The sequence below is a fragment of the Halomonas lysinitropha genome (assembly GCF_902500215.1).
GTDB lineage: Bacteria > Pseudomonadota > Gammaproteobacteria > Pseudomonadales > Halomonadaceae > Halomonas > Halomonas lysinitropha.
In genome coordinates this window covers 3,268-29,551 of record NZ_CABVOU010000044.1, presented here as the reverse complement: position 1 = coordinate 29,551, position 26,284 = coordinate 3,268, and the positions used below count along the sequence as shown (strand labels likewise).

Annotated in this window: 20 protein-coding genes; 14 read left to right on the top strand and 6 right to left on the bottom strand. The window is 65.5% G+C overall.

Features of this window, described 5'->3' with window-relative positions:
- Positions 1-44: 44 nt before the first annotated feature.
- From HALO32_RS15785 to HALO32_RS15770, 4 genes are all read left to right on the top strand, one after another.
- Positions 45-1,532, top strand: a complete 1,488-nt coding sequence (locus tag HALO32_RS15785; protein WP_151444851.1) for a mannitol dehydrogenase family protein — start codon at positions 45-47, stop codon at positions 1,530-1,532.
- Positions 1,532-3,022, top strand: a complete 1,491-nt coding sequence (gene xylB / locus HALO32_RS15780; RefSeq protein ID WP_151444850.1) for a xylulokinase — start codon at positions 1,532-1,534, stop codon at positions 3,020-3,022. The genes HALO32_RS15785 and xylB overlap by 1 nt, the downstream gene beginning before the upstream one ends.
- 42 nt (positions 3,023-3,064) lie before the next feature.
- The gene (gene tal, locus HALO32_RS15775) at positions 3,065-4,015 is read left to right on the top strand and encodes a transaldolase (protein ID WP_151444849.1); all 951 of its coding nucleotides are present in this window, start codon (positions 3,065-3,067) and stop codon (positions 4,013-4,015) included.
- Between the two features lie 105 nt (positions 4,016-4,120).
- Entirely contained in the window at positions 4,121-5,638 is a 1,518-nt protein-coding gene (locus HALO32_RS15770) for a mannitol dehydrogenase family protein (protein WP_151444848.1), read from the top strand.
- Here HALO32_RS15770 and HALO32_RS15765 read toward each other — a convergent pair.
- Entirely contained in the window at positions 5,593-5,904 is a 312-nt protein-coding gene (locus HALO32_RS15765; RefSeq protein ID WP_151444847.1) for a Nif3-like dinuclear metal center hexameric protein, read from the bottom strand. The two genes, HALO32_RS15770 and HALO32_RS15765, sit on opposite strands and share 46 nt — an antisense overlap.
- Before the next feature lie 222 nt (positions 5,905-6,126).
- On the opposite strand from HALO32_RS15765, the gene HALO32_RS15760 reads away from it, so the two are divergent.
- The 3 genes from HALO32_RS15760 (at position 6,127) to HALO32_RS15750 (ending at position 9,807) form a co-directional block, all read left to right on the top strand.
- Positions 6,127-6,633, top strand: coding sequence for a fasciclin domain-containing protein (locus HALO32_RS15760; protein ID WP_151444846.1), 507 nt, complete (start codon positions 6,127-6,129; stop codon positions 6,631-6,633).
- Positions 6,634-7,113: 480 nt separating this feature from the next.
- The gene (gene betA, locus HALO32_RS15755) at positions 7,114-8,808 is read left to right on the top strand and encodes a choline dehydrogenase (protein ID WP_151444845.1); all 1,695 of its coding nucleotides are present in this window, start codon (positions 7,114-7,116) and stop codon (positions 8,806-8,808) included.
- A 162-nt stretch (positions 8,809-8,970) separates the two neighbouring features.
- Positions 8,971-9,807, top strand: coding sequence for a fructosamine kinase family protein (locus HALO32_RS15750; protein WP_151444885.1), 837 nt, complete (start codon positions 8,971-8,973; stop codon positions 9,805-9,807).
- Here the strand turns inward: HALO32_RS15750 and HALO32_RS15745 are convergent, their stop codons facing one another.
- Genes HALO32_RS15745 through HALO32_RS15725 form a run of 5 tightly spaced genes read right to left on the bottom strand, consistent with a single transcriptional unit; the run spans position 9,808 to position 14,291 of the window.
- Complete coding sequence (locus HALO32_RS15745; protein WP_151444844.1) at positions 9,808-10,437, bottom strand: ABC-type transport auxiliary lipoprotein family protein; 630 nt, start codon at positions 10,435-10,437, stop codon at positions 9,808-9,810.
- Complete coding sequence (locus HALO32_RS15740; protein ID WP_151444843.1) at positions 10,434-11,372, bottom strand: MlaD family protein; 939 nt, start codon at positions 11,370-11,372, stop codon at positions 10,434-10,436. The genes HALO32_RS15745 and HALO32_RS15740 overlap by 4 nt, the downstream gene beginning before the upstream one ends.
- 2 nt (positions 11,373-11,374) lie before the next feature.
- Positions 11,375-12,181: an ABC transporter ATP-binding protein gene (locus tag HALO32_RS15735; protein WP_267902500.1), complete on the bottom strand. Its 807-nt coding sequence runs from the start codon at positions 12,179-12,181 to the stop codon at positions 11,375-11,377.
- Positions 12,178-13,314, bottom strand: a complete 1,137-nt coding sequence (locus tag HALO32_RS15730; RefSeq protein ID WP_151444842.1) for an ABC transporter permease — start codon at positions 13,312-13,314, stop codon at positions 12,178-12,180. Before HALO32_RS15730 ends, HALO32_RS15735 begins: the two co-directional genes overlap by 4 nt.
- Positions 13,315-13,367: 53 nt before the next feature.
- A complete protein-coding gene (locus tag HALO32_RS15725) occupies positions 13,368-14,291 on the bottom strand; it encodes an alpha/beta fold hydrolase (protein ID WP_151444841.1) in 924 nt (307 codons plus the stop codon).
- Between the two features lie 161 nt (positions 14,292-14,452).
- Here HALO32_RS15725 and HALO32_RS15720 point away from each other — a divergent pair, with 161 nt between their 5' ends.
- From HALO32_RS15720 to HALO32_RS18015, 7 genes are all read left to right on the top strand, one after another.
- Positions 14,453-15,880: a TolC family outer membrane protein gene (locus HALO32_RS15720; protein ID WP_151444840.1), complete on the top strand. Its 1,428-nt coding sequence runs from the start codon at positions 14,453-14,455 to the stop codon at positions 15,878-15,880.
- A gap of 87 nt (positions 15,881-15,967) precedes the next feature.
- Positions 15,968-17,245, top strand: coding sequence for an efflux RND transporter periplasmic adaptor subunit (locus HALO32_RS15715; protein WP_151444839.1), 1,278 nt, complete (start codon positions 15,968-15,970; stop codon positions 17,243-17,245).
- Positions 17,242-20,421, top strand: a complete 3,180-nt coding sequence (locus HALO32_RS15710; protein ID WP_151444838.1) for an efflux RND transporter permease subunit — start codon at positions 17,242-17,244, stop codon at positions 20,419-20,421. Before HALO32_RS15715 ends, HALO32_RS15710 begins: the two co-directional genes overlap by 4 nt.
- Before the next feature lie 244 nt (positions 20,422-20,665).
- Positions 20,666-22,456, top strand: a complete 1,791-nt coding sequence (locus HALO32_RS15705) for a type I secretion system permease/ATPase (protein ID WP_151444837.1) — start codon at positions 20,666-20,668, stop codon at positions 22,454-22,456.
- A complete protein-coding gene (locus tag HALO32_RS15700) occupies positions 22,440-23,828 on the top strand; it encodes an HlyD family type I secretion periplasmic adaptor subunit (RefSeq protein WP_151444836.1) in 1,389 nt (462 codons plus the stop codon). Before HALO32_RS15705 ends, HALO32_RS15700 begins: the two co-directional genes overlap by 17 nt.
- Before the next feature lie 52 nt (positions 23,829-23,880).
- Positions 23,881-24,567 carry a LuxR C-terminal-related transcriptional regulator gene (locus HALO32_RS15695; protein ID WP_151444835.1) on the top strand — a complete coding sequence of 229 codons (687 nt, stop codon included), beginning with the start codon at positions 23,881-23,883 and terminating at the stop codon, positions 24,565-24,567.
- A 355-nt stretch (positions 24,568-24,922) separates the two neighbouring features.
- Positions 24,923-26,284 (top strand): hypothetical protein (locus tag HALO32_RS18015; protein WP_192576533.1); only part of this gene is annotated, 1,362 nt, incomplete at its 3' end.

Below are 26,284 nucleotides of genomic sequence, written 5' to 3'. Positions count from 1 at the left end.
GCCGTGGTCGGTTGCGCCGAGCACGACTCGGCAGGAGACCCCGCATGATCCGACTCAACAACGACAATCTCGCCAGGCTCCCCGCCGAGGTCCCCACGCCAGGCCGGGACCGCCGGGCCATCACCGCTGGCATCGTCCACTTCGGCGTCGGCGGCTTCCATCGCGCCCATCAGGCCATGTATCTCGATGCGCTGATGAATCGCGGCGAGGCCCTGGACTGGGGCATCGTCGGCGTCGGCGTGATGCCCGGCGATCGCCGCATGCGCGACGCCCTGGCCGCCCAGGATTACCTCTACACCCTGGTGGTCAAGCATCCCGATGGCCGCCGCGAGCCGCGGGTCATCGGCAGCATGGTCGACTACCTCTTCGCCCCCGACGACCCGGCGGCAGTGGTGGAGCGCCTCGCCGACCCGGCGATCCGCATCGTCTCGCTGACCGTCACCGAGGGGGGCTACAACTTCCATCCGGTGAGCGGGGCGTTCGACCTGCAAAACCCCGACATCCGCCACGACCTGGCGCACCCCGAGGCACCGCACACCACCTTCGGGCTGATCGTCGAGGGTCTGGCGCGTCGCCGCGAGCACGGCGTCGCCCCCTTCACCCTGATGTCCTGCGACAATATCCAGGGCAACGGCGACGTGGCCAAGGAGACCTTCACCGCCTACGCCCGGGCGCGGGACCCGGCGCTCGCCGAGTGGATCGAGGCCTCGGTGGCCTTCCCCAATGCCATGGTCGATCGCATCACCCCGGTGACCGCCGAGTCCGACATCGCCGAGTTGCGTGAGCGATTCGACGTCGAGGACGCCTGGCCGGTGGTCTGCGAGCCCTTCACCCAGTGGGTGCTGGAGGATCACTTCGTCGCCGGCCGGCCGCCCCTGGAGGCCGTAGGCGTGCAGCTGGTGGACGACGTGGTGCCCTACGAGCTGATGAAGCTGCGCCTGCTCAATGCCAGCCACCAGGCGCTGACCTATTTCGGCTATCTCGCCGGCTACCGCTACGCCCACGAGGTGTGCCGGGACCCGCTGTTCGTCGACTTCCTGCTCGACTACATGCGCCGCGAAGGCTCGCCGACCCTGGACCCGGTCCCGGGCATCGACCTGGAGGACTACCGCCGGACCCTGATCGAGCGCTTTGCCAACCCCGAGGTAAGGGACACCCTGGCACGGCTCTGCGCCGAGAGCTCGGACCGCATCCCCAAGTGGCTGGTGCCGGTGATCCGCGAGCAGATCGACCGTGGCGGCGAGATGCACCGCAGTGCCGCGGTGGTGGCCAGTTGGGCGCGCTACGCCGAGGGCGTCGACGAGCAGGGCGCGCCCATCGAGGTGGTGGATCGCCTGCGGGACGAGCTGATGGCCCTCGCCGCCGAGAACCACACTCGGCCCACGGCCTTTATCGAGAACCGAGAGCTGTTCGGCGATCTGGCCGAGGAACCGCGATTCCGCGAGGCCTACCTCTGGGCCCTGGCCTCGCTTCACGAAAGCGGTGCGCGTGCCACACTGGAAGCACTGGCAACGTCACGAGGAGAGGCCTGATGTACATCGGCGTGGACTGCGGCACCCAGAGCACCAAGGTGGTGGTGGTCGATGTCGAGGGTGAACGCATTCTCGGCGAGGCGAGCCGGCCGCACCGCCTGGACGAGGGGGAGGGCGGACGCCGCGAGCAGGATCCCGGCGAGTGGCTCCTCGCTTTACGCGGCGCGCTTGGCGAGGTGCTGGCGACGGCCGGCATCGACCCCCGGGCGATCCGCGGCATCGGTGTCTCCGGTCAGCAGCATGGCCTGGTGGCACTGGACGGACGCGGCGAACCGGTACATCCGGCCAAGCTGTGGTGCGATACCGAGACGGCGCCCTGGAACGCCGACCTGATCCAGCGCCTGGGTGGCGAGGCGGGCTGCCTCGACAAGCTGGGCCTGGTGCTGCAGACCGGCTACACCGCCTCCAAGATCGCCTGGCTGCGCGACAAGCACCCCGAGGCCTATGCGCGTATCGCCACCCTGCTGCTGCCCCACGACTACCTCAATTTCTGGCTCACCGGCGAGCGGGTGGCCGAGGCCGGCGATGCCTCCGGGACCGGCTACTTCGATACCCGCAGCCGACGCTGGCACCACGACGTCCTGGCCGAGATCGCCCCGGAGCTCGACGCCGAGCGGGTGCTGCCGCGGCTGATCGAGGCCCATGAACCGGCCGGCACCCTGCGTCCCGAGGTGGCCCGCGAGCTGGGGCTGGGCGAGGGCGTATTGGTTTCCAGTGGGGGAGGCGACAATATGCTCGGCGCCATCGGCACCGGCAACATCCGCCCGGGCCTGGTAACCCTGAGCCTCGGCACCTCGGGTACCATCTGCGCCTATTCCCCGGCGCCGGTGGTGCCGGACAGCGCCATGGTGGCCAACTTCTGTTCCAGCACCGGTGGCTGGTTGCCGCTGGTCTGCACCATGAACGTGACCTCGGCGACCTCGCGCCTGCGTGAGCTCTTCGGCCTGGATCTCGCCACCTTCGGCGAGCGGCTGGCTGCCGCGCCGATCGGCGCCGAGGGAGTCACCCTGCTGCCCTTCTTCAACGGCGAGCGGGTGCCCATGCTGCCCGAGGCCACCGCCAGCCTCGACGGCCTGACGAGTGTCAACACGACCCAGGCCAACCTCTGCCGGGCGGTGGTGGAGGGCGCCACCCTGGGCCTGCGCTACGGTCTCGACCAGTTCGGCGACCTGGCCGAGGGGGTGCAGGAGATCCGCCTGATCGGCGGTGGCTCGCGCAGCCCGGTGTGGCGGCAGATCGTCGCCGACGTCACCGGCAGCCGGGTGGTCTGCCCCGAGATTGCCGACGCCGCGGCCCTGGGCGCCGCGCTCCAGGCGGCCTGGTGTCATGGGTCCCAGTCCGGGGGTGGCGAGCTTTCCGACCTCTGCGCACGCCTGGTGCACCTCGACGAGGCCTCGCGGGCCGAGCCCGTCCCGGCCAATGTCGCGGCCTACCGCGAGGTCTACGCCCGTTACCGCCGTGCCCTGTCCGCTCGTCACGCCATCCCCTGATCGAATCGCATGTTTCATTGCACAACAAGAGAGGAGTTTCCCATGACGACCCGACTCGACAGCCTGAAGACCCACTCCCTGGTGGTCGCCGATACCGGCGACCTGGACGCCATCAAGCGCTACCGGCCCCACGATGCCACCACCAACCCCTCGCTGCTGCTCAAGGCCTTCGACATGCCGGGTTACCAGACGCTGATCGACGAAGAGCTTGCCGCCGTCCAGGGCGAATGCCAGGACCGGCAGGCGCGGGTCGAGCACGCCGTTGATCGCCTCGCCGTGGCCAAGGGGGCGGAAATCGCCAAGCATATCCCGGGGCGGGTCTCCACCGAGGTGGCCGCAAGGCTCTCCTTCGACGAGGAGGCCAGCATCCGCAAGGCCCATGAGCTGATCGATCTCTACGACCGGCGCGGCCTGGGTCGCGATCGCGTGCTGATCAAGCTCGCCTCCACCTGGGAGGGCATCCGCGCCGCGGAGCGCCTGGAAAAGGAAGGTATCCAGTGCAACCTGACCCTGCTGTTCAGCGATGCCCAGGCCCAGGCCTGCTTTGACGCGGGCATTTTCCTGGTCTCGCCTTTCGTCGGTCGGGTCACCGACTGGTACAAGCAGCAAAGCGGCCGCGACTATGCCCCGGAGGAGGACCCGGGTGTGCGTTTCGTGCAGGGCGTCTGCGAGCGGGTCGGCCGCGGCGGCTACGACACCGTGGTGATGGGGGCGAGCTTTCGTACCCTCGGCCAGGTGCTGGCGCTGGCCGGCTGCCCGCGGCTGACCATCTCGCCGGCGCTGCTCGAGGAACTGGCGGCCGAGACTGGCGAAGTTGCCCGAGCCGTCGAGATCCCCGCCGCCGGCGAGCGCCCCGCGCCGCTCGACGAACCGGGCTTCCGCTGGGGTCACAACCAGGACGCCATGGCCAACGACAAGCTGGCCGAGGGCATCCGCCGCTTCGACGAGGACCAGCGCACCCTGGAGGCGCGCCTTGCCGAGCGGCTGGGGTGATCATGCAAGGGCGAGCGTCGAGGATGGGTGTGCCGTCGGCCTGATGCGCGGAAAATGTCAGCGACCGCCGTTGTCAGGCCCGCTGCAAGGCCAGGAGGAGATTCCATGGCGCTGCCACTCTCGCAGCAGACCCTTGCCGCCCTCGGCCAGGATGTCGGGGTGCCGGCCTATGACCGTCGCCGGCTGCGCCCCGGGATTCTGCATATCGGCCTGGGCAACTTCCACCGCTCGCACATGGCGACCTATCTGGACCGTCTCTTCACGCAGGGCGAGGCCCACGACTGGGCGGTCATCGGCGCCGGCGTGATGCCAGCCGATGCGCGGACGCGCCGACGCCTGAGCTCCCAGGATTGGCTCTCCACGGTGGTCGACCTCCACCCCGAGGGGAGCTCGGCGCGGGTGGTGGGCGCTATGATCGATTTCGTGCCCGTGGCCTCTGCGGCCATCGTCAAGGCCCTGGTCGACCCCGGTGTGCGCATCGTTTCGTTGACCATCACCGAAGGGGGCTACTTCATCGATCCCGCCACCGGCCGGTTCGACGCGGCCCATCCGCGGATCCTGGCCGACGCGGCCGACCCGCGGCGCCCCGGCACCCTCTTCGGCATGCTGGTCAAGGCGCTGGCCGAGCGTCGGGCCAGGGGGCTTGGACCCTTCACGGTGCTCTCCTGCGACAACCTGCCCGGTAACGGCGTGGTGACGCGCAGCGTCGTGGTCGGCCTCGCCGAGCATATCGATGGCGATCTTGCCGCCTGGATCCGGCGCGAGGTGAGCTTCCCCAGCGCCATGGTGGATTGCATCACGCCGCGCACCACCGCCTGCGAGCGCGAGTTGGTCAGCCGCCGCTTCGGCATCGAGGATGCCGCCCCGGTGGTGTGCGAGTCCTTTCGCCAGTGGGTGGTGGAGGATCGCTTCTGCGCCGGTCGCCCGCCGCTGGAGCGCGTCGGCGTCGAGTTTGTCGACGAGGTCTCGGGCCATGAGACGATGAAGCTGCGCCTCCTCAACGCCGGCCACGCCAGCATCGCCTATGTCGCGGCTCTGCTGGGCTACCAACAGGTGCACGCCGCCATGGGCGACCCGGATATCCATGACTGGCTGGATGCGCTCCAGGCCCGCGAGATCCTCCCCGTGCTACGGCCGGTAGAAGGGCTGGACTACAACGCGTACCGGAAGAGGATCGTCGAACGTCTCCGCAACCCCGAGATCGGCGATACCGTCTCGCGGCTGTGTGCCAACGGCTCGACGCGACAGCCCAAGTTCATTCTGCCGGCGCTGCGCGACGCCCTCGGTCGTGGCCTCCCCATGGCGGGCCTGGCCCTCGAGCTGGCGCTGTGGTGCCACTATTGCCGCGTGGCCGATGACACCCCCGGGCTGCCGTCGCTCGATGACCCGCTGGCGTCACGCCTGAGGGCGGGGGCGCGGGAGGCCGCCAGGTCGCCCCGGGCCTTTCTGGGAATCCGGGAGGTGTTCCACGACCTGGCCGAGTTTCATAGTCTGCGGATGGCCTTCGCCGCCTGGCTGGGGATCATCGAGGCCGGTGGGCCGCGGGCAGCGATCCGGCGCTATATCGATTGGGGCGATCACAGGTCTTCCAGTCGCCAGGCGTCATACGCGGGCTCCTCGTAGGGATGGGCGAGTTTCAAGGCGGCGACTGCCGTCTGGATCAGCTCGTCCGTGCAGACCAGCTCCACCTTCAGCTCCTCGACCTGCTCCAGGTCGCCGACCCGCCCGATGTGCGGGTCGGCGCCTTCCAGAGGCCGAAACTGTCCGGTGCCCGGGGTCTGGAAGCAGCAGGCCTCGTAGTCGCCGATGCGCCCCGCCCCGGTGGCGAAGACGGCTTCCTTGACCGCCTCGGCATCATCTTTGGGCACGAAAAAGGCCAACTTGTACATGGTCGCTCTCCTCTGGCTTGTCCGGTTTGGGTCCCTCCCGTTGTGCCACAGGAAGGGTGGCTCGCGTAAGCCCGAGGAGAATTCTTGTACGGGAGTGAATATTTCTTGTCCAAAACCTATACAATGACTATTGTCTGTATAGGTCGAGGTGAATGAGCCTCGACCGGGTTTCCATCATGGACGGTCCGGTCAATACCGGCGATCCGACAGGAGAGAACTAATATGCGTACTTCACTTCGTACACTTCCCTTGACCCTTGGTGCCGGCATCACCGGCCTGATGCTGGCCGGCGCCGTGCATGCCGATCACCATGGTATGAAGCAGGATATCGTCGACACCGCCGTGGCGGCGGGTCAGTTCGAGACTCTCGTGGCTGCGGTCGAGGCGGCTGGCCTGGTCGAGACCCTCAAGGGAGAAGGCCCCTTCACCGTGTTCGCCCCGACCGATGAGGCCTTCGCCGCGCTTCCGGAAGGCACTGTCGAATCCCTGCTGGAAGAGGAGAACCGTGATCAGCTGGAAGCGATCCTGACTTACCACGTGGTGCCCGGCATGATCATGGCCGAGGACGCCATGGCCGCCGACAGTGCCACCACTGTTCAGGGCCAGGACATCACCATTACCACCATGGACGGCAGCGTGATGATCGACGAGGCCACCGTGGTCCAGGCCGACATCAAGGCCAGTAACGGCGTCATCCATGTCATCGATAGCGTGCTGATGCCCGAGTGATTCCTGCCTCCTCGGAGGGTCATTCTTCTGTTCCTTGCGTGATTACCCCTTTTGGCTGCCTCCGGGCGGCCTTTTTTGTTCGATCGGTGCCGGATCCGCTGTTGGTGATGGCCAATGGTTGCAGCATCGAGTCAACAATGTAGTGTTTTATCGATTGTCATCATTGCCATGGCCAACGTCAGAGTGGAGCCGGCAATCCAGGGACCGTGATATTTCACCACGATGCCTGCCTTCTCGATTCGCGACGCCCATGCCGGCTCTCACTACTACCGCATGGAAGTGCACATTCGTGAAGGAGGGCAGGACTATGACGTCTATGGCTACAGTACCGAGTAGCTGATCGGCGATGTCCTGGATCAGTACGAGAAGCACCTGCAGTTCCTGCATTCGCAGCGGGAAATGCCCGGCAGCAATACCATGATGCCGGACGACCCTGCCAGGGCGGGGTCGTCCGGCGGCTACGGGAAGAGGAGATTACGCATGGCGACGTCCTTCGATAGTGAGGTCGATTTTGTCATTATCGGTGCCGGCTCTGCCGGGTCGGTGTTGGCCAACCGGCTGAGCGCCGATGGCGACAACCAGGTGTTGGTGCTGGAGTTCGGCGGCAAGGACAACTCCCTGTTTATCCAGATGCCGACGGCCTTCTCGATTCCGATGAACAAGCCGCGTTTCGACTGGGGCCTGCATACCGAACCGGAGCCAGGGCTCAAGGGGCGTAGCCTCCACCAGGCGCGTGGCAAGGTGATCGGCGGCTCTTCGTCGATCAACGGCATGGCCTATGTGCGGGGGAGCGCCGGCGACTATGCGGAATGGGTCGAGCAGGGGGCCGAGGGCTGGGGCTATGCCGAGGTGCTGCCCTACTTCCGACGTGCCGAGGACTGCCTCTACGGCGAGGATGAGTACCGCGGTACCGGTGGGCCCCTGGGCGTGTGCAACGGCAACAACATGCAGAACCCGCTCTACCGCGCCTTCATCGAGGCGGGACGCCAGGCCGGCTACGGCGAGAGTGATGACTACAACGGCTATCGCCAGGAAGGCTTCTGCCGCATGGACATGACAGTGCGGAATGGCGTGCGCTGCTCCACCGCCAACGCCTACCTGAAGCCGGCCCTCTCGCGATCCAACCTGCGCCTGGAGATGCATGCGCTGACCACGCGCATCCTGATGGAAGGGCAGCAGGCGGTGGGTGTGGAGTATCGCCAGAAGGGGCGGGTGCAGCGCGTCAAGGCACGGCGCGAGGTGATTCTCTCCGCCAGTGCCTTCAACTCTCCCAAGCTGCTGATGCTCTCGGGGATCGGCCCGACCGATCAGCTTCGCCAGCACGGCATCGAGGTGGTGCACAACCTGCCCGGGGTCGGCGAGAACCTTCAGGACCACCTGGAGGTCTGGGTTCAGCACCGCTGCTCTCAGAAGATCACCCTCAACGGCTGGTTGAACCCGGTCGGGCAGGCGCTGATCGGAGCACGCTGGCTGCTGTTCAAGAAGGGGCTGGGGGCCACCAACCACTTCGAATCCAACGGCTACATCCGCAGTCGGGCCGGTCTCAAGTATCCTGACCTGCAGTACCACTTCTTGCCGGGGGCCATCGCTTATGATGGCTCGAGCGCTGCCGATGGGCACGGCTACCAGGTTCATCTGGGGGCCAACAAGCCACTGAGTCGCGGCCGCGTCCAGCTCACCTCCGCCGACCCGGAAGCCGCTCCGCGACTGACCTTCAACTATCTGCAGGAAGAAGCCGACCGTCAGGCCTATCGTGACGCCCTGCGGCTGACCCGGGAGATCTTCGCCCAGCCGGCTTTCGATGCTTACCGTGGCGAGGAGCTCTCTCCGGGGCCTGCGGTGCAGAGCGATGCCGAGATCGACGACTGGGTGGCGGGTAGCGCCGAGACGGCCTATCACCCCTGTGGCACCTGCAAGATGGGCACGGACAGCATGTCCGTGGTTGATCCGCAATGTCGGGTGCACGGCCTCCATAACCTCCGGGTGGTGGACTCCTCGATCATGCCCACGGTCACCAACGGCAACATCAATGCGCCGACCATCATGATTGCCGAGAAGGCTGCCGACATGATCCTCGGCCAGCCACTGCTCCCACCTTCCGAGGCGCCTTTCTTCGCGCCGACTGACTGGCAGAGCACGCAGCGTGAGGCGCGGCCAGAGCGTCACGACGACTAGGTTGGCCGGAGGGCGGGGTTACCCGACGACTCCCAGCTCCAGTCGCTGGCGCCGGCTGCGGCCGGGATGCGATTGACCTCTCTCTGTCATGGTTGTTCTGAGACTGCCGACAGGACTGGCGACCCTCATGAGATCGAATCAAAGGAGCATTGCCACATGTCGATCGACGAGAGCCTCGCGGCCCTGCTGTCGGCTGCCGGGCTGACGCCGCGGGGCGAGCCACAGGCCCTGAGTGGTGGCGATATCGCCGAGGTCTTCCGCCTGGTGACCGATCAGGGCGAGGTGGTGGTCAAGCATGACGACCCCCAGCGGCTGGCCGGTGAGGCCGATGGCCTGCGGGCGCTGCGCGAGGCCGGCAGCGAGTTGCTCGTACCCGAGGTGCTGGGCGAGGCAGGAGGCTACCTGGTGATGGAGGCATTGGCGCCGGGGCGCTCCCCCGGCGACGAGGTCAGTCTCGGCGAGGGGCTGCGCCGGCTCCATGCAGTGATCGGTGATGCCCATGGCTGGCCGCGGGACAACGCCTGCGGGCGCACGCCGCAGTCCAATGCCCCGTTGCCCGACGGCCGCGCCTTTCAGCGCGAGCGGCGCCTGCTGCCGCTCGCCGAGGCCTGCCAGGCGCGCGGGCTGATGGATGGCCGTCTGCGTACTCGGGTGGAGGCCATCGCTCACAATCTGGAAGCCTGGCTGCCGGATGCTCCGGCGAGCCTGATCCATGGCGATCTGTGGTCGGGCAATGTGCTTTTCACCCCGAGTGGGCCAGCCATCATCGATCCGGCCGTCTATCGCCACTATCCGGAGGTGGATCTCGCCATGCTGACGCTGTTCGGCTCGCCGAGGACGGCCTTCTTCGAGGCCTACTGGAACGGCGGCGCTCCGACCGACTGGCCGCGGCGCGAGACGCTGTTCCAGCTCTACCCCTTGCTCAATCACCTGCTGCTGTTCGGCGGTGGCTATCGCGGCGCGGTCGAACGGATGGTATCGCGGCTGGAAAGCACCTGATCAGGGTGAGGGGCGGTCCATCCTCTCCAGGGTCCAGTCGACCAGCTCGCGTGTGATCTGGTCGGCGGCGCGACCGAAGGCCGCGACCACGGCATCGAGGCTGGCATCATCGCTCGTCACCACCGCCTCGAGGCGGCGGCTGGCCAGGATCTCGCGGCTGGCCTCGTCGAGCAACTGGACCTCGAGGCCCAGCACCACCTCGGGGACGCCCTCACGATAGCGGCTATGGAAGGCCTCCAGGTGGCTGGCCAGGGTGGTATCGCTGCGCGCCCGGCTGGCGTCGTCCACCACGGCAGCCAGGCGGCCGTCGCGGCGAAAGGCCGTGATCAGGTGGTCGCGCAGCAATAGTGGGGCATCGTCGCGCCAGCGTGCCCCGGCATAGGCCTGTAATTCCCCGGGAGAGGGCATGACCAGCAGGCGCGGACCATCCAGCGGGGAGCCGGCGCTGGGCGTATCGACCCGCAGGGTCAGCTCACGGGTGGCTTCGGAGGACGCCGAAAGGGAAGGGTCGGGCAGCGTGAAGAGGCGTATCGGTTCCTGCTCGGGGAGCAGGGTGCAGCCCGCGAACAGCACGCTCAGCAGCATGGCCAGCAGTGGCATGACGTGTCGTGGCGCGGGGAACGGGCTCATGGGGTGAACTCCTGAATGTCGTCACGGCCCAGCAAGGCATCGGCCGGATTTTCCTCGATGCGCCGCACCAGCCGGTTCAGGGCGCGCAGGGCGGCGTGCAGTTCGCGCATGGCCGGGTCGAGCTCGCCCACGCCCTGCAGGCCCCGGGCCAGGGAGCCTTCGTGGCTGGCGGTCAGCCGGTCCAGACGGGCGGTGGTGGATTCCAGCGATTGCATCGCTTGTCGGGCACTCCGCAGGGTCGCACGACCCTCGTCGTCCAGTAAGCCGTTGGCCGTCTCGCCCAGGCGACTGAAACTCTGAAGGGAGGCCTCGAGCTGTGCGCTGGCCTGCCCGAAGCGGGTCATGGACTCGCCGAGCACAGCGCGCTGATCGACCAGCGCTTCGGATAGGATCTCCAGGTTGCCCAGGCTTCGCGTCAGGCTCTCGGCGTTTTCCTCGGAGAGCAGCCGGTTGGCACTGGTCAGCAGGCGGTCCACCTGGGCGAAGAGCTCCTCGCTGTTGTTGAGCAGCGAGCTCAGCGGCGATGGTTCGGCCTGGATCAGCGGGGGATCGTCGCGACCGCCGGTCAAGCGTTCGCTCTCGGGGGTGCCGCCGGAGAGCTGGATGTTCATGGTGCCCGTGATGTTGGCCAGCGCCAGGCTGGCGCGGGTGTCCTGCTTGATCGGGACGTCACTGTAGACGCGCACCAGCGCCCGCACCTGGCGTGGGTCCCGGGGGTCGAGGCGCAGTCTGACGACATCACCTACCTCGATGCCGCTGTACTGCACCGCATTGCCCTCTGAAAGCCCGCTGACGGCACGGTTGAAGCGTATCTCGTACCAGGAATAGTCGCGGTCGACGCTGGACTTGCCGAGCCACAGGGCGAACAGCAGGGCGCTGCCCAGGGTGATTACCGTGAACAGCCCGATCAGCACATGGTGGGCGCGGGGTTCCATCGTCAGGGGTCCTCCACCGGGTTGGCCGCCCGCTGGGCGGCGCGGCCTCGCGGGCCATGGAAATAGTCGTGGATCCAGTCATCATCGGTGGCCGCGACGACGTCGAGGCGGTCGGCAACCAGCACACGCTTGCGCGACAGCACGGCCACTCGGTCGCAGGCGGTATACAGGGTGTCAAGGTCGTGGGTGACCAGGAAGACGCTCAGGCCCAGGGCGTCACGCAGGGTGAGAATCAGGCGATCGAAGGCCGCCGCGCCGATCGGGTCCAGCCCCGCCGTCGGCTCGTCCAGGAACAGTGCCTCGGGATCCAGCGCCAGGGCGCGGGCCAGGGCGGCTCGCTTGATCATGCCACCGGAGAGCTCGGCGGGATACTTGATCGCGGCCTCTCCGGGGAGGCCGGCCAGGGCCAGCTTGACTCGGGCCAGGGCTTCGGCATCGGCCCGGGCGAGCCCGGCATGCTCGATCAGCGGCAGGGCGACGTTCTCCTGCAGGCTCAACGAGGTGAACAGCGCACCACGCTGGAAGAGCACGCCGAAGCGGCGTTCCAGCCGGGAGCGGGCATCGGCGGAGAGGCTCTGGAGGTCCTCGCCGAACACCTCGATGCGCCCGGCGCGGGGTCGCAGGAGGCCGACGATGCTGCGCAGCAGGACCGACTTGCCGGTGCCCGAGCCCCCCACGACCCCGAGGATCTCGCCCGGGTAGAGATCGAGTTCGAGGTCCTCATGGACCACATGTTGCCCGAAGCGATTCTCCAGGCCGCGGACGCGGATCAGCGGCGCTTCGCTGGTCGATGCCTGTGCCGCCCTCACCAGCCCATCTCCATGCAGAACAGCGCGGCGATCGCATCCAGGAGGATCACCACGAAGATCGACTGCACCACGCTTGAGGTGGTGTGTTCGCCCACCGACTGAGCGCTGCCGCTGACCTTGAAGCCCTCGAGGCAGCCGATCACCGCGACCAGAAAGGCGAACACCGGTGCCTTGCCGATGCCCACCAGAAAGTGCTGGACGGCGATATCGCGCTCGAGGATCGCCAGGAACTGGGCCGTGGAGATGTCCAGGGCCAGCAGACACACCAGGGCGCCGCCGAGGATGCCGCTGAGCATGCCCACGAAGGTGAGGATCGGCAGGGTCAGCATCATCGCCAGTACCCGCGGCAGCACCAGCAGCTCGATGGGGTCGAGCCCCAGGGTGCGCACGGCGTCGAGCTCTTCGTTGGCCTTCATCGCACCGAGCTGGGCCGTGAAGGCGCTGGCGGTACGACCGGCGAGCAGGATGGCGGCGAGCAGTACGCCAAACTCGCGCAGGAAGGCGAAGGCCACCAGGTTGACCGTGTAGATGGTGGCGCCGAAGTCGCGCAGTACCGTGGCGCCGAGGAAGGCCACTACCGCACCCACCAGGAAGGTCAGTAGCGCGACGATGGGCAAGGCGTTGAGGCCCGTCTGATGCAGCTGGGCCACCACCGAGGTGATGCGCCAGCGGCCCGGTCGCCAGGCGGTGGCGGCCAGGGTGGCGAGCACCTGACCGATGAAGCCGAGCAGCTGACGCTGCTGCTGCCAGAGTTCCTCGACCATCTGTCCGGTCCGCGCGAGGGTATCCCGCAGCGGCCGGGCAGGGCGCGCCGTCGGCGGCTGGTTGTCGGCCATGGCCTCGCCCAGCGTGCGCAGCAGGGCACGACGCGTCGCCGGCAGGTCGGAGGCCCAGTCGTCGATCGCGGCGAGCGCCGCTGGGCCCACCAGCTCCATCAGCAGAACCGCACCGGCGGTATCCAGGGCGTCGAGTCGCTCGAGGTCGATCCCCTGGTGAGACGGCTCGCGGGACCCTGCAAGACGCTCGACCTGGCGCTTCAGGGTCGAGTAGTGCACCAGAGTCCAGTCGCCGGCGATGGCCAGACGGCCGTCCTGCTGGTCGATATGGCCGGGCTCGGTCATGGTCAAGGGCATCTCAGGCGAGTCATGGTGACCGATGGTATCAGCATGCGTGCCTCGACATTCGCTCAACCCTTGCCGAGCGCTTTCAGCCAGTGCAGACCGCGCTGCCACCAGCTCGGCGACTCGCCAGCGCCACCGGGCAGCATGCGGGGGCGGGGCCGGTCGAGGAAGTCGGCGACGGGACGGACCTGGCTGTCTCTGTCGAGCATGGGGGCGTGTCCGCAGCCGGGCACCTCGAGGCTGACCAGGCCGGGCTGTGCCTCGGCCATGCGGGTCACGCTCTCGGCCTGGAGTAGCGGTGAGTCTTCGCCTCGAACCACCATCAACGGGCAGTGGATCGCTGACCAGTCGGCCCAGGTGTCGCGGGGGGTGTCGTGGACAAATTGCTCGCTGATGCGAGGATCGTAGTGGTAGGTCCAGCTGCCATCCGGTAGCCGCCGCGCGCTGTCGAGTGCCAGGCGCCGCCAGGCGTCGTCGCTGTCGATGCCGAAGCCCCTGTAGTGCTGCCTGAGTTCGGCCTCGAGCTCGCTGAAGCGTTGAAACCGATGGGGCACACCGAAATAGGTGGCCAGTTCGGCCAGCCCATCGGGGTTGAGTTCCGGGCCTACGTCGTTGAGCACCAGCCGTTCGATGCGTGATGCCGTCTCGGGTTCGGCGGCCATCAGCATGCCGATCAGCCCGCCCATGGAGGTGCCCACCCAGGGCACCTGCTCGAGGCCGAAGTGATCGAGCACCGCGACTGCTACTTTCATGTAGTGGGCGTAGAGATAGTCCTGGGCGGGGAAGAGCGACCAGCTGGAGAGACCGCGGCCCGGGGTGTCAGGGGCAAGGACCCGCCAGCCGGGGCCTAGCACCCGGGCGAAGTCGGCGAAGTCCCCACCGTGGCGAGCCAGGCCATGCCAGGCGATGACGGTGCGGGGGGCCTTGGGATGCCAGATGCGTACGGCGATCTCAAGTTCCCTTACCCTGACGAATTCCAGAGCGTCCATGGGTGTTCTCCCTCATTGGGCTATGCTGCCACGCAGCATAGCGGAATTTCCCGGGCTTTCGGCAAAGATTCCTGTTTTCCCGGAAGCTCAGCAGTGGACTAGTCACTGAAACATGCGACAATGTATGTAAGCCTGACCGACCAGAAACCGAGGATGACCCGATGACCCGTCACCGCTCCCTTCGTCGTGCCCTGCTGCCGGCAATGATCGCATCGGCCTTCGCCGCACCTCTGCAGGCGGCCGATCTGTTGACCATCACCCGAGATGCCCTGGAGAACAATGCCGAACTGGCCTCGACCCGCTCGCAGACCAGTAGCGTCGAGGCGGGGCGAGACGTGCAGCGCGCTGACCTGCTGCCCCAGGTCAATGCGTCGGCCAATGTATCGCATAACCGTCAGTATGAATCCCCGGCAGGCGGGTTCTCGGCAGGAGGCGCGGGAGGCGACGACAACTACAACAGCGCCGGCCTGACGCTGGAAGCCACCCAGGCGCTATTCGACGCGCGCAATTCGCGTGAAGTCGAGCAGGCCGAGCGCCAGATCGATCAGCAGACCTACCAATTGGCCGCCACTGAGCAGCGGGTGCTGATCGACGTCTCCTCGGCTTATTTCGAGATTCTGCGGGCCTACGAGGTGCTGGAGGCGCGGCTCGCCCAGGAACGGGCCATCGGTCGGCAGCTGGAGCAGGCCCGTGAACAGTTCGAGGTAGGACTGATTGCCATTACCGAGGTGGAGGAGGCCCAGGCGAGATTCGATCAATCGCGTGCCGAGCGCATCGCCGCCGAGAGTGATCTCCAGGTGCGCTTTGAAGGCCTCGAGCGTTTGACCGGCAAGCGCTATGCCAGTATCGATGCGCCAGGGGAGGAGTTGCCCATTCAGCCGCCCACCCCGGATGATCGTAGCCACTGGGTCGAGCTGGCGCTCGAGAACAATCCTCTTATCCTGGCCAGCGAGGCCGGCGTCGAGGTCTCGCGCAGCAGCGTCGATATCGCCAGTGCTCAGCGCCTGCCGACGATCAACGCCTTCGCCAACTACAACTATGCCGACGATGACCGGAGCGGCGTTGAAGGGCGTAACTCCACCAGTCAGGTCGGCCTCCGCGCCAGTCTGCCGCTCTATACCGGCGGACGCACACAGGCGAGTATCCGCCAGAACACCTACCAGCTGGAGTCCAGCCAGTACGACTTCGAGGATCAGCGCCGCGATACCGTCCAGCAGGTTCGCTCGCGCTTCACCCAGGTCAGCAACGACGTTTCCACGGTGGAGGCCCGCGCTCAGGCCATCGTTTCCAACCAGAGTGCCCTGGACGCCACTCGTGCCGGCTACGAGGTGGGCACCCGCAATATCGTCGATGTGCTCAACGCCGAGCAGAACCTCTATAACGCCGTCGCCGACCATGCCAGCGCCCGCTATGACTACGTGATCAACCTGCTCAGCCTGCGCCAGCAGTCGGGCACCCTGGATGTATCGGCCGTTGAGGAGGTGAATGCCTGGCTGGACGGTGGCAGTGTCTCCTTCACCCTACCGGAAGAGAGCGATGGCCATGACGGGGCCATGGACATCGGGGAGCCGCCACGTCCCAGAGGATGATGTTTAGCGGCCTAATATTTACATTCATTCTTGAATGAATGTAAGATTTGTTCATCCTCGACGACGCCAACGGGAACGAATGACACCATGACAAAACTCTTCCGATACGGCCGGACGACGCTGCTCGTCCTGGCCGCGAGCCTGTTGATGGCGGCCTGTGGCCAGGACGACGACCCCCAGCAGTCTGAGTCTGCTGGGGGTCAGGAAAGTCCGCCACATCCGGTGGAAGTGACGCAGATGAGCCGTCAGGATATTCCCCTGGAGAAGTCCTACCCGTCGCTGCTGCGCAGCGACGATGAGGTTACCCTGGTGGCCCGTGTCACCGGCTTCCTCGAGCAGCGGCACTTCGAGGCCGGTCAGCTGGTGGAGCAGGGGCAGAAGCTCTACACCATCGAGCCGGATCTCTATCAGGCCGCGGTCAACCAGCGCGAGGCCGACCTGCAGAGTGCCCGAGCCGAGCTGGCGCGGGCCCAGCGCGACGCCCAGCGTTTCGAGCGGTTGCTGAGCCAGAACTCGGTGAGCCGCCAGCAGTACGACCAGGCGCGGGCCGAACTGGGCGTCGCTCAGGCTGGTGTCGCCCAGGCGGAGGCGGCACTGGCCAGTGCGCAGATCGACCTGGATTATGCCGAGGTCACCGCGCCCGTGTCCGGGATGATCAGCCTCAGCCAGGTCAACATCGGCAATCTGGTGAGTTCCGGTACGGAGCTCGCCACCATCACGCCACTCGATCCTCTGGAGGTTCGCTTCCAGCTGCCCCAGCGCGACGCCTTCGAGCTGCGTCGCCAGATCGGCGAAGCGTCCGTCGAGGCGATTACCGCGGTGCTGCAGGTGCCGGGCATGGAGGGCGACGACGCGTCTGCCCTTGAGGGACGCCTCGATTTCCTCGGCTCGCGAGTCGACATGGGGACCAGTACCGTCCAGGCCAGCGCCACCTTCGCCAACCCCGAGGCGCGTGTGCTGCCGGGCCAGTTCGCGCGCGTCAGCCTCGAGGGGCTGAAACGGTTCGACGTGCTGGCGGTCCCCGAGATCGCCATCGGCCAGGGGCTGATGGGGCCTCAGGTGTTCGTGCTCGATGAGGAGAGCGTGGCTCGGGCCCGAACCGTGGAGCTGGGCGAGGTGGCCGGTCCCTGGCAGATCATCCGTGGCGGCCTGGAGGTCGGCGAACGAGTGGTGGTTGGCGACCCATCCGGCATCGAGCCGGGCAGGGCCATCGATCCCCAGCCCTTCGAGGGCAATGCCGGCGAGGTCGTCGAGCAGGTAGAGCAGGAGCAGGCGGAAGAGAACGCGGAAGAGAAGGCCGGGGCCCAGGCGGCCATGCAAGATGGACCGGCCGACGGTGAAGCATCAGAGGATGAGGAAGAATGAACTTCTCCAACTTCTTCATCAAGCGGCCGATCTTCGCCTCGGTGCTGGCGATCATCCTGACGCTGATCGGGGTGATGAGCATGAGGGTGCTGCCCATCGAACAGTATCCCAGCGTGGTGCCGCCCACGGTCTCGGTGCAGGCCCAGTTCCCCGGTGCCGATGCCGAGACGGTCGCCCAGACGGTGGCCGCTCCCCTGGCCGAGGCGATCAATGGCGTCGAGGACATGCTCTACATGACCTCGACCAGTGCCGACAACGGCACCATGAGCCTGAACGTGGCCTTCAACATCGGTACTGAAGGCGACATCAACACCATCAACGTCAATAATCGCGTTCAGGGGGCGTTGTCTCAGCTGCCCGAGGCGGTTCAGGCCCAGGGCGTGACGGTGGAGCTTCAGTCGAGCTCGATCCTGATGCTGGTGGCGCTGATCTCGCCCGAAGGCGACTACAACAACATCTACATGCAGAACTACGCGACCCTCAACATTCTCGACGAGCTGCGCCAGGTACCCGGCGTCGGCAATGCCGAGGTGCTCGGGGGTGGCGAGTTTGCCATGCGCATCTGGATGGACCCCGACAAGCTGGCCCAGTACGACCTGACACCTACCGAGGTGGCCGCCGCCATACGCGCACAGAACACCGAGGTGCCGGCGGGCAGCCTGGCGATGACGCCCCAGAGCAACCCGCGCGCCTTCAGCTATACCATCACGGCGGGGGGGCGGCTCAGCGATGTCGATGACTTTCGCGAGATCTTCCTGCGCACCAACCCTGACGGCTCGGCGCTGCGCCTGAATGACGTGGCGCGCATCGAACTCGGTGCTTCCTTCTACGGTGTGGATGCGCGTCTGAACGGCGCGCCCATGTCGCCGATCATCATCAACCAGCAGCCCGGGGCCAATGCCCTGGAAACGGCCGCGGCGGTCAAGGAGACCATGGCCGAGCTGGAGGGGCGTTTTCCGCCCGGACTCGAGCAGGTGGTGCCCTACGACACCACCCTGTTCATCGATGCCTCCGTCAACACCGTGACCAAGGTGTTCATCGAGGCCTTCCTGATCGTCGGCGTCATCCTGTTCATCTTCCTGCAGAACTGGCGCTTCACGGTGATCGCCATGTCGGTGGTACCGGTCTCGGTACTCGCCACCTTCGCCGGTTTCTTCGTGTTCGGCTTCTCCATCAACCTCTTGACGCTGTTCGCCCTGGTGCTCTCCATCGGCATCGTGGTGGACGACGCCATCCTGGTGGTGGAGAACGTCGAACGGGTGCTCAGCGAGGACGAGGAGATCAGCGTCACCCAGGCCACGGTTCGCGCCATGAAGGAAGTGGGGGGGCCGGTCATCGCCACGTCATTGATCATGGCGGCCGTCTTCGTGCCCGTGGCCTTCCTGGGCGGTTTCACCGGCCAGATCTACCAGCAGTTTGCGCTTACGGTGGCCATTTCGGTGGCGTTCTCGGCACTGATGGCGCTGACCTTCACCCCGGCGCTCTCGGCGATCTTCATCAAGCACAAGCCGATTAACGGCAACGAAACCAGGTTCCGGCGCGCCATCAATACGCCGCTGCGCCTTTTCGATCGCCTCTTTGCCGCCATCACCGCCGGCTACATGTGGGTGGTCAAGGTGCTGGTGCGCTTCTGGGGCCTGGCGCTGCTGCTCACCGCCCTGGTGATCGGTGGGGCCTGGTGGCTCTACCAGAATACCCCCTCGACCCTGGTGCCGGAGACCGACCAGGGCATCGTGCTGGCCAGCATACAGCTGCCGGACTCCGCCTCCTTGGCACGCACCCAGGACTACATGGCCGAGCTGAGCACCCAGATCGAGGAGATCGATGGCGTCGAGTACAGCTCTGCTGTGGCGGGCTACGATATCCTCTCCAGCGCGGTCAACACCGCCCGCGGCGTGATGTTCATCAACCTGAAACCCTGGAGCGAGCGCGACCTGACCGCCAGCGAGCTGGTCGGTCAGATCATGCAGCTTGGCGCCCAGACCCCTGGCGGCTCGGCCATGGCCTTCAACATGCCGCCGATCATGGGGCTCTCCACCACCGGGGGGTTCACCGGCTACCTGCAATCCTTCGAGGGCGTCTCTTCCCAGGAGCTTTTCCAGGCATCGATGCAGGTGATGCAGGCGGCAGGTGAGAATCCAGCGCTGCAGCGAGTGTTCACCACCTTCAACGTCAATGTGCCGGGCTACCGGGCCGAGATCGACCAGCAGAAGGCTCTGAGCTACGGCGTGGCGCTGCCGGATCTCTATGCCACCATGTCGAATACCTTCGGCAACGGCTTCGTCAACTACTTCAGTTACCAGAACCGCAACTTCCAGGTCTACCTCCAGAACGAGGATGAATTTCGCAGGACGCCGGACGACATCGCCAGCGTCTATGTGCGCGGCGGCAACGGCGAGCGGATCCCGCTCTCGGAGTTCGTGACGCTCGAGCGTCAGGCCAAGCCGGCGGTGGTGTCGCGTTTCGGGGTCTACCTGGGGGCCCAGTTCCAGGGCGGCCCGGCACCGGGCTACAGCTCCGGCCAGGCGGTCGCCGCCATGGAGGAGATCGTCCAGGAGACCCTGGGTGAAAACTGGGGAATGGGCTGGACCGGCACCGCCTATCAGGAGACCCAGATGGGCAGTACCGCCACTCTGGCCATCGTCTTCGGCCTGCTGATGGTCTTCCTGATCCTGGCGGCCCAGTACGAAAGCTGGTCGCTGCCGCTGGCCGTCCTTACCGCGACGCCGTTCGCCTTCCTGGGTGGCATCGGCGGCATCGTGCTGCGCGGGCTCGACACCAGCGTCTACGTGGAGATCGGCATGCTGGTCGTGGTGGGGCTGGCTGCCAAGAACGCCATCCTGATCGTCGAGTTTGCCGAGCTGCAGCGCAAGGAGCAGGGCCAGTCGATCCGCGAAGCGGCCATCACGGCGGCCCAGCTTCGCTTCAGGCCCATCGTGATGACCTCCTTGGCGTTCATCTTCGGCACCCTGCCGCTGGCACTGGCCACCGGCGCAAGTGCGACCAGCAGTCACCATATCGGCACTACCGTGGCGGTGGGCATGGCCACGGTGGCCGTGCTGGGCAGCTTCTTCGTGCCGAGCTTCTACGCCATGATCGCGGTGATCTCCGACTGGCTTCGTCGCAAGATGCACGGGGGTGGTGTCGAGCAACAACGGGTTGCCAAGGCTGACTAGTATTGAATGCCCACAAAGCTGGCTCCTGGTTTTACTCTTCTAGGAATAAGGCGATTTACTGGTAAGGGTGTCAGAGGGCCGGGAGTGATCCCGGCCCTTTCTCGATCAAGGAGACGGGTGGGATATCGATTGTGAAAATATCTGGAGCACTGGTCGAGCCGAGGCTATCTTAAGATGAGTTGTCCCGTTACTGGCACAAAACGCCACACCCAACTCGAGCCCAGCCTCGCCCCGGTGAACTCCAATGAATGCCAAAGGGGAAAGAACGGACCTGCAACGGGCCGTGCGTCTATGTCGTGAAGCCTTCGCCTCGGTGGGATTCTTCAGCCTGTTCATCAACTTGCTGATGCTGGTGCCCGCCATCTACATGCTCCAGGTCTACGACCGGGTCCTCTCGACCCAGAGTCCCGACACCCTCTTGATGCTGACCCTGGTCGTGGTCTTTCTCTTTGCCATCATGGGGCTACTTGAAGTCGTTCGTTCGCGGATTCTGGTGCGCATCGGTAACCGGCTCGACACCCTGCTCAACGGCCGACTCTATCGCGCCATGTTTCGCCGTAGCCTGATCAGCGAGGGCAGCGGCTCATCCCAGCCCCTCGACGACCTTGCCAATCTGCGCCAATTTCTCTCCGGCAACGGCCTGGTGGCACTGTTCGATACTCCCTGGGTACCGATCTTCCTGGCGGTGCTGTTCCTGTTCCATCCCTGGCTGGGGCTCTTCGCCACCGCCTCGGCGCTGATGTTGCTGGTGTTGGCGGTGGCCAGCGAGAAGAGCACCCAGCCATTGCTGGCGGAGGCCCAGGGAGAGCAGATCAAGGCCCGCGAGCAGGTCGTCTCCAACCTGCGCAATGCCGAGGTATTGCATGCCATGGGCATGCTGCCGGACATTATGGCGCGCTGGTCACTGCGCCATCATCGTTTTCTGGCGGGCATGTCCCAGGCCAACGACCGCAGCGGTACGCTTGGCAACCTCTCCAAGGTACTGCGCCTGCTCGCCCAGTCGCTGATCCTGGGCCTTGGCGCCTGGCTAGTGCTGCGTGGCGAACTCACCCCGGGCATGATGATCGCCGGCTCTATCATCATGGGGCGGGCCTTGGCCCCCATCGACCGCGTTATCGGCTCCTGGAAGAGTGTTGTCTCGGCACGGGGCGCCTATGACCGCCTCGACACCCTGCTCAGAAAGATCCCCGACGACCAGGAGCGGATGTCGCTACCGGCCCCGCGTGGCGAGATGGTGGTGGAGGGGGTGGCCGCGGCACCCCCCGGCAGCCGCACCCCCACGCTGCGCGGCATCCAGCTGGCGGTAGCGCCAGGCGAACACATCGGCATCATCGGCCCCAGTGCCGCGGGCAAGTCGAGCCTGGCCCGGGTACTGCTGGGTATCTGGCCGCCGCTCGTCGGCACGGCGCGCCTCGACGGCGCCGATATCGCACTCTGGAACCGGGATGAGCTCGGCCCCCATGTTGGTTACCTGCCCCAGGATATCGAACTGTTCGAGGGCAGCGTGGCCGAGAACATCGCCCGCTTCGGCGAGGTGGATACCCAGGCGGTGGTGGCCGCCGCGCGCAAGGCCGGGGTGCACGAGATGGTGCTGGCCCTGCCCGAGGGCTACGACACCCTGATCGGCCCCGGCGGGGCCGGGCTTTCCGGCGGCCAGCGTCAGCGCATCGGCCTGGCCCGGGCGCTCTATGGCAATCCGGTGCTGGTGGTGCTCGACGAGCCCAATGCCAGCCTTGACGATCGTGGCGAATATGCCCTGCGTGCGGCACTCGCCACGCTCAAGCGCGAGGGCGTGACACTGTTCGTGATCAGTCATCGCACCCACCTGCTCAAGGGCATGGACAAGTTGCTGATGCTGCGTGACGGGCAGATCCAGCTGTTCGCACCTACCGCCGAGGTGATCGCGAGCCTGGCCTGCAAGGCCACCGCCGCCCAGGCCGACGGCCAGGCGGCCCGGGCGCGGATGGCCACGGTGGTCGCCGGCCAGCCGGTGGCGCCGGCCAGGGGAGAGGAAGCCAATGAACAGGCTGGTTGATACCTCCGACGGGCCGGGCAGGGTGCCCCGGTTAGCCGCGGAACCGAGCGGCCCCGCCACCTTGGAGGGCGAGTATTCGGTGCAGGTACCGGTCAACAGTCGCCGCTACCAGCGCCTGGGCATGCTGGTGCTGCTGCTGGCACTGGGTGGTTTCAGCGGCTGGGCCTTCACCGCCAGCCTGGCGGTGGCTGTGGTCGCCCCCGGTCATGTGACGGTGGAGTCCTTCCGCCGCTCGGTCCAGCACCTGGAGGGCGGCGTCGTGCGCGAGATCCTGGTCGAGGATGGTGACCACGTGGAGGCCGGGCAGCCGCTCGTGGTGATCGATGACACCCGGGTACGCGCCCAGTTGCAGATCGTGCGCGCCCAGTATCTGGTGGGCAGAGCCACCGAGCTGCGCCTTCTCGCCGAACAGCGCGGCGACGAGACGCTCACCTTCCCCGCCCAGCTGCTCGACAGCGGCCTGGTCCGGGTACAGGAGATGCTCGCCGTGCAGCAGGCGCTGTTCCAGGCGCGCCGAGCGTCGCTGCGCGGCACCCTCGAGGCCCTCGACGAGCAGGCCACCCAGCTCGAGCAGCAGAGTGAAGGTCTCGCGGAGATGGTCCGCTTCGGGGAGCAGGAGTTGGCTTCGCTGCGCGGCGAGGCCAACGACCTGCGCGGCCTGTTCAGGAAGGGCATGGTCAGCAATCAGCGGCTGCGCGAGGTGGAGCGTGATCTGCTCGAGCTCTCCCGCGAGGTCGCCGGCTATCGCTCCGATATTGCCCGCCTGGGTTCCCAGGTCAGCGAGAGCCGCATGCAGCGCGAGATCCGCCAGCAGGAGTTCTATCGCGATCTGGGGGAGGAGCTGCGTCAGACACAGGTCAGCGTCACCGAGGCCGAGGAGCGCATCAACGCCCTGGCCGACCAGATGGCGCGAACCACCCTTACTGCCCCGGTGGCGGGCATTGTGGTGGAGCGTCGGGTGCACTCGGTGGGCGACGTGGTTCGCCCCGGCGACACGCTGCTGGATATCGTGCCCGCCGACGGCCGCTTCCTGGTCGAGGCCCGGGTGGTCGATCGCGACATCAACCGCCTGCATCCCGGCCAGTCCGCGGAGATTCGCTTTACCGCCTTCAATCAGCGCAGTACCGATATCATCGCCGCGGAGGTGATCTTCGTCAGTGCCGACAGTCAGCAGGACGAGGCCACGGGCGTGCGCTTCTACCGGGTGCGCCTGCGCGTGCGAGACGAAGAGCGCGACAAGGTCAGCGAGCAGATGCAGCTGCTAGCCGGCATGCCCGCCGAGGTGATGATCCACACCGGAGAGCGCACCTTCGCCAGCTACATCACCAAGCCCGTCCAGGACATCCTGGCGCGGGCCATTCGGGAGGAGTGAACATGCCGTTTTCTCCAGCACCTAACCTGCTTGCCGCCGGGAAGGAGGTCAATTGGAACCGGATACCACCCTGATCCTGCTGGTGACGGAGCTTACCGCCCAGGCGCAGCTGTTCGGCGACTACTTGCACCGCCAGTTGGGGTGCCTGGTCGATATCCAGGCACCCGGGGACTCCCCGCCGCGCTCGCCGGGTAGTGTCTTGCTGTTGCTGGATGTCGACCACCTGGACGAGGCCGACCTGCAAGCCTGGGAGCGCCGGGCCGAGGGGCAGCCCGGTGCGGTGCTGGCCGCCTTCAACCTCCGCGACGAGGCACACGCCGCCGACCTGCTCGCCGGGCTCTCCCTGCAGGGAGTCTTCTACCGTCGAGATAGCCTGGAGCTGATCTGCAAGGGCGTGGAAACTCTCGTGGGAAAGAGCCAGCCCTGGCTCTCGCGCTCGCTGATGGCGCGCCTGTTGGAGCGCTACCGCGATCGCCAGGTGAACCTCTACCGTCCAAGCTGCGGGTTGACCCACCGCGAGATCGAGATCCTTGGTTTGCTGAGCCTTGGGGTCACCAATGCACGTATCGCCGACCATCTCTTCGTCAGCGAGCACACCGTGAAGTCGCACCTCTATAACATCTTTAAGAAGATCGGCGTACACACCCGCTGTCAGGCCGCCGACTGGGCCCGTAACCACCTGGGTCCGCCCCCGCCGTTGGAGCCCCACCCACTCCCGCGCTACCTGACGCCGCACTGATCCACGCCTTCTGCGCATGCCAGCGCCGGGTCGCCATCGACCCGGCGCTGGCTTGTCCGGCCGTTGGCAGCATGAGATGCCTCATGTCAGGGGGATGAGGAATCTCATCCTCTCCCTATGAATTTCTCCCCCCTGCTGATGCCGGTTTTCTACCGGCTTTTCTCAGCCTGGCAGGATGGGTTTCTTGACGCCGTGTGTAGGGAATAAACCGCCCCCACGAGGCCAGGAATCTGGGGATGTCACCAGCGGGGGCGGGGCTATCGTGATAGTGGAGGTGCACTTTCCTTCGGGGAGTCACCAGCCTGGCATCGGGCCAGGCACTTATAGCGAAAGAGCGGTCAAGGGGAGAAGTGTCATGTCAACCATGAATGAAGAGCTCCTGGGGATCATCACGGATCCGATAATTATCGATGAGACCGATGGCGTTCAGGGAGAAAGCGATGGCAAGGATGAAATACCTATTGAGGAGGATTGGGAAACTCTTTTCCCTGGATATAACTTCGCTGAGCCCGAAAACCTTGCCAAGAAGGAGGGTGTGATAAATACCTCGAAAGAGGTGACAGATATCGGCTGGGTGGTGAATCTAGATGAATATAATGAATCAAAAATGAAGGCTAAAGATCCTAATTCTGGTGAATATAAGGAAGTGGAACTTAGCATCAGCGATGACGGCACTGTGCTAACCGGTACCATCCAGACCGATTCAGGTACTGTTACTGCCTTTATCGCAGTTATCGTGGAGGGTGCCTCCAGCACCTCTTACGACGTCTATCTCCTGAGCTACCTGCCTGTGGAGCATAGCGACACCACAAGTGACGATGATGCCTTTACGCTCGCCGGGCTCTATGTGGAGGTCAGCGCCCAGGAGGATATCGACTTCGACTTCGCCGGTGCTCCCGCGGGACAGAACGCCTTTATGGCGTTCACCAACCCTACTAACTTCCCACAAACTCCAGAAGAAGAAGATGAAGCTGTCTCCATCGTGGTGACTGGCCGCACCGTAGACGATACTGTCAATAGCAGCCAGGCCAACACTACCTCGCTTGGTACCAATAACCAGAACGTTGACCCCGGTGAGTCCTTGGTGGTCACCTATGTCAAGGGAATGAATTCGAACTACCTGGTGCCGGACCTGACCTCGACCGAAGCCAAGGATGATGGCAATATCGATTTCGACTCGCTACAGACCGCAACTGAAGCCTCAGTGACACTGGTAAAGTTCACCCCACCGAAGGCCGAGTCGAAGGTTGTTATTACAACCTACACGACTGAACAGGAAACTGGTGGAGCCTTTATTCCGGGTATTGAAGATAACGACGATCAAAAAGTTGAGATTACCGAAGTCAAAGTCAACGGTGAGTCTTGGGTCGAGGGTGTTTCCTCCTGGAGTTGGAGTTTAGGGAATGACGGATTCACCGCAGTTATCGAGGGCATCAAGAACAACGATACCATTACCTTCCAGACCGAAGAAAGCCATAACCGCTTCATCGTCGAGAACGGGGAGCCTGAAGGTTCCAACGTCAGCTGGAATATCGGTGGTATTTCGATTGGCGATGTCAATGTGGAGACCGATGTCGATCCCATTACGCTCCAGTTTGATGATGACGGTCCGACGGTGACTGTCACAGAGGACACGACGTTCGATGCACCGAGCCTGACCACCCAGGATGCTGACACCATCGGTGAGGATGACCCGGCCACGACGGAGGTGGAAGGC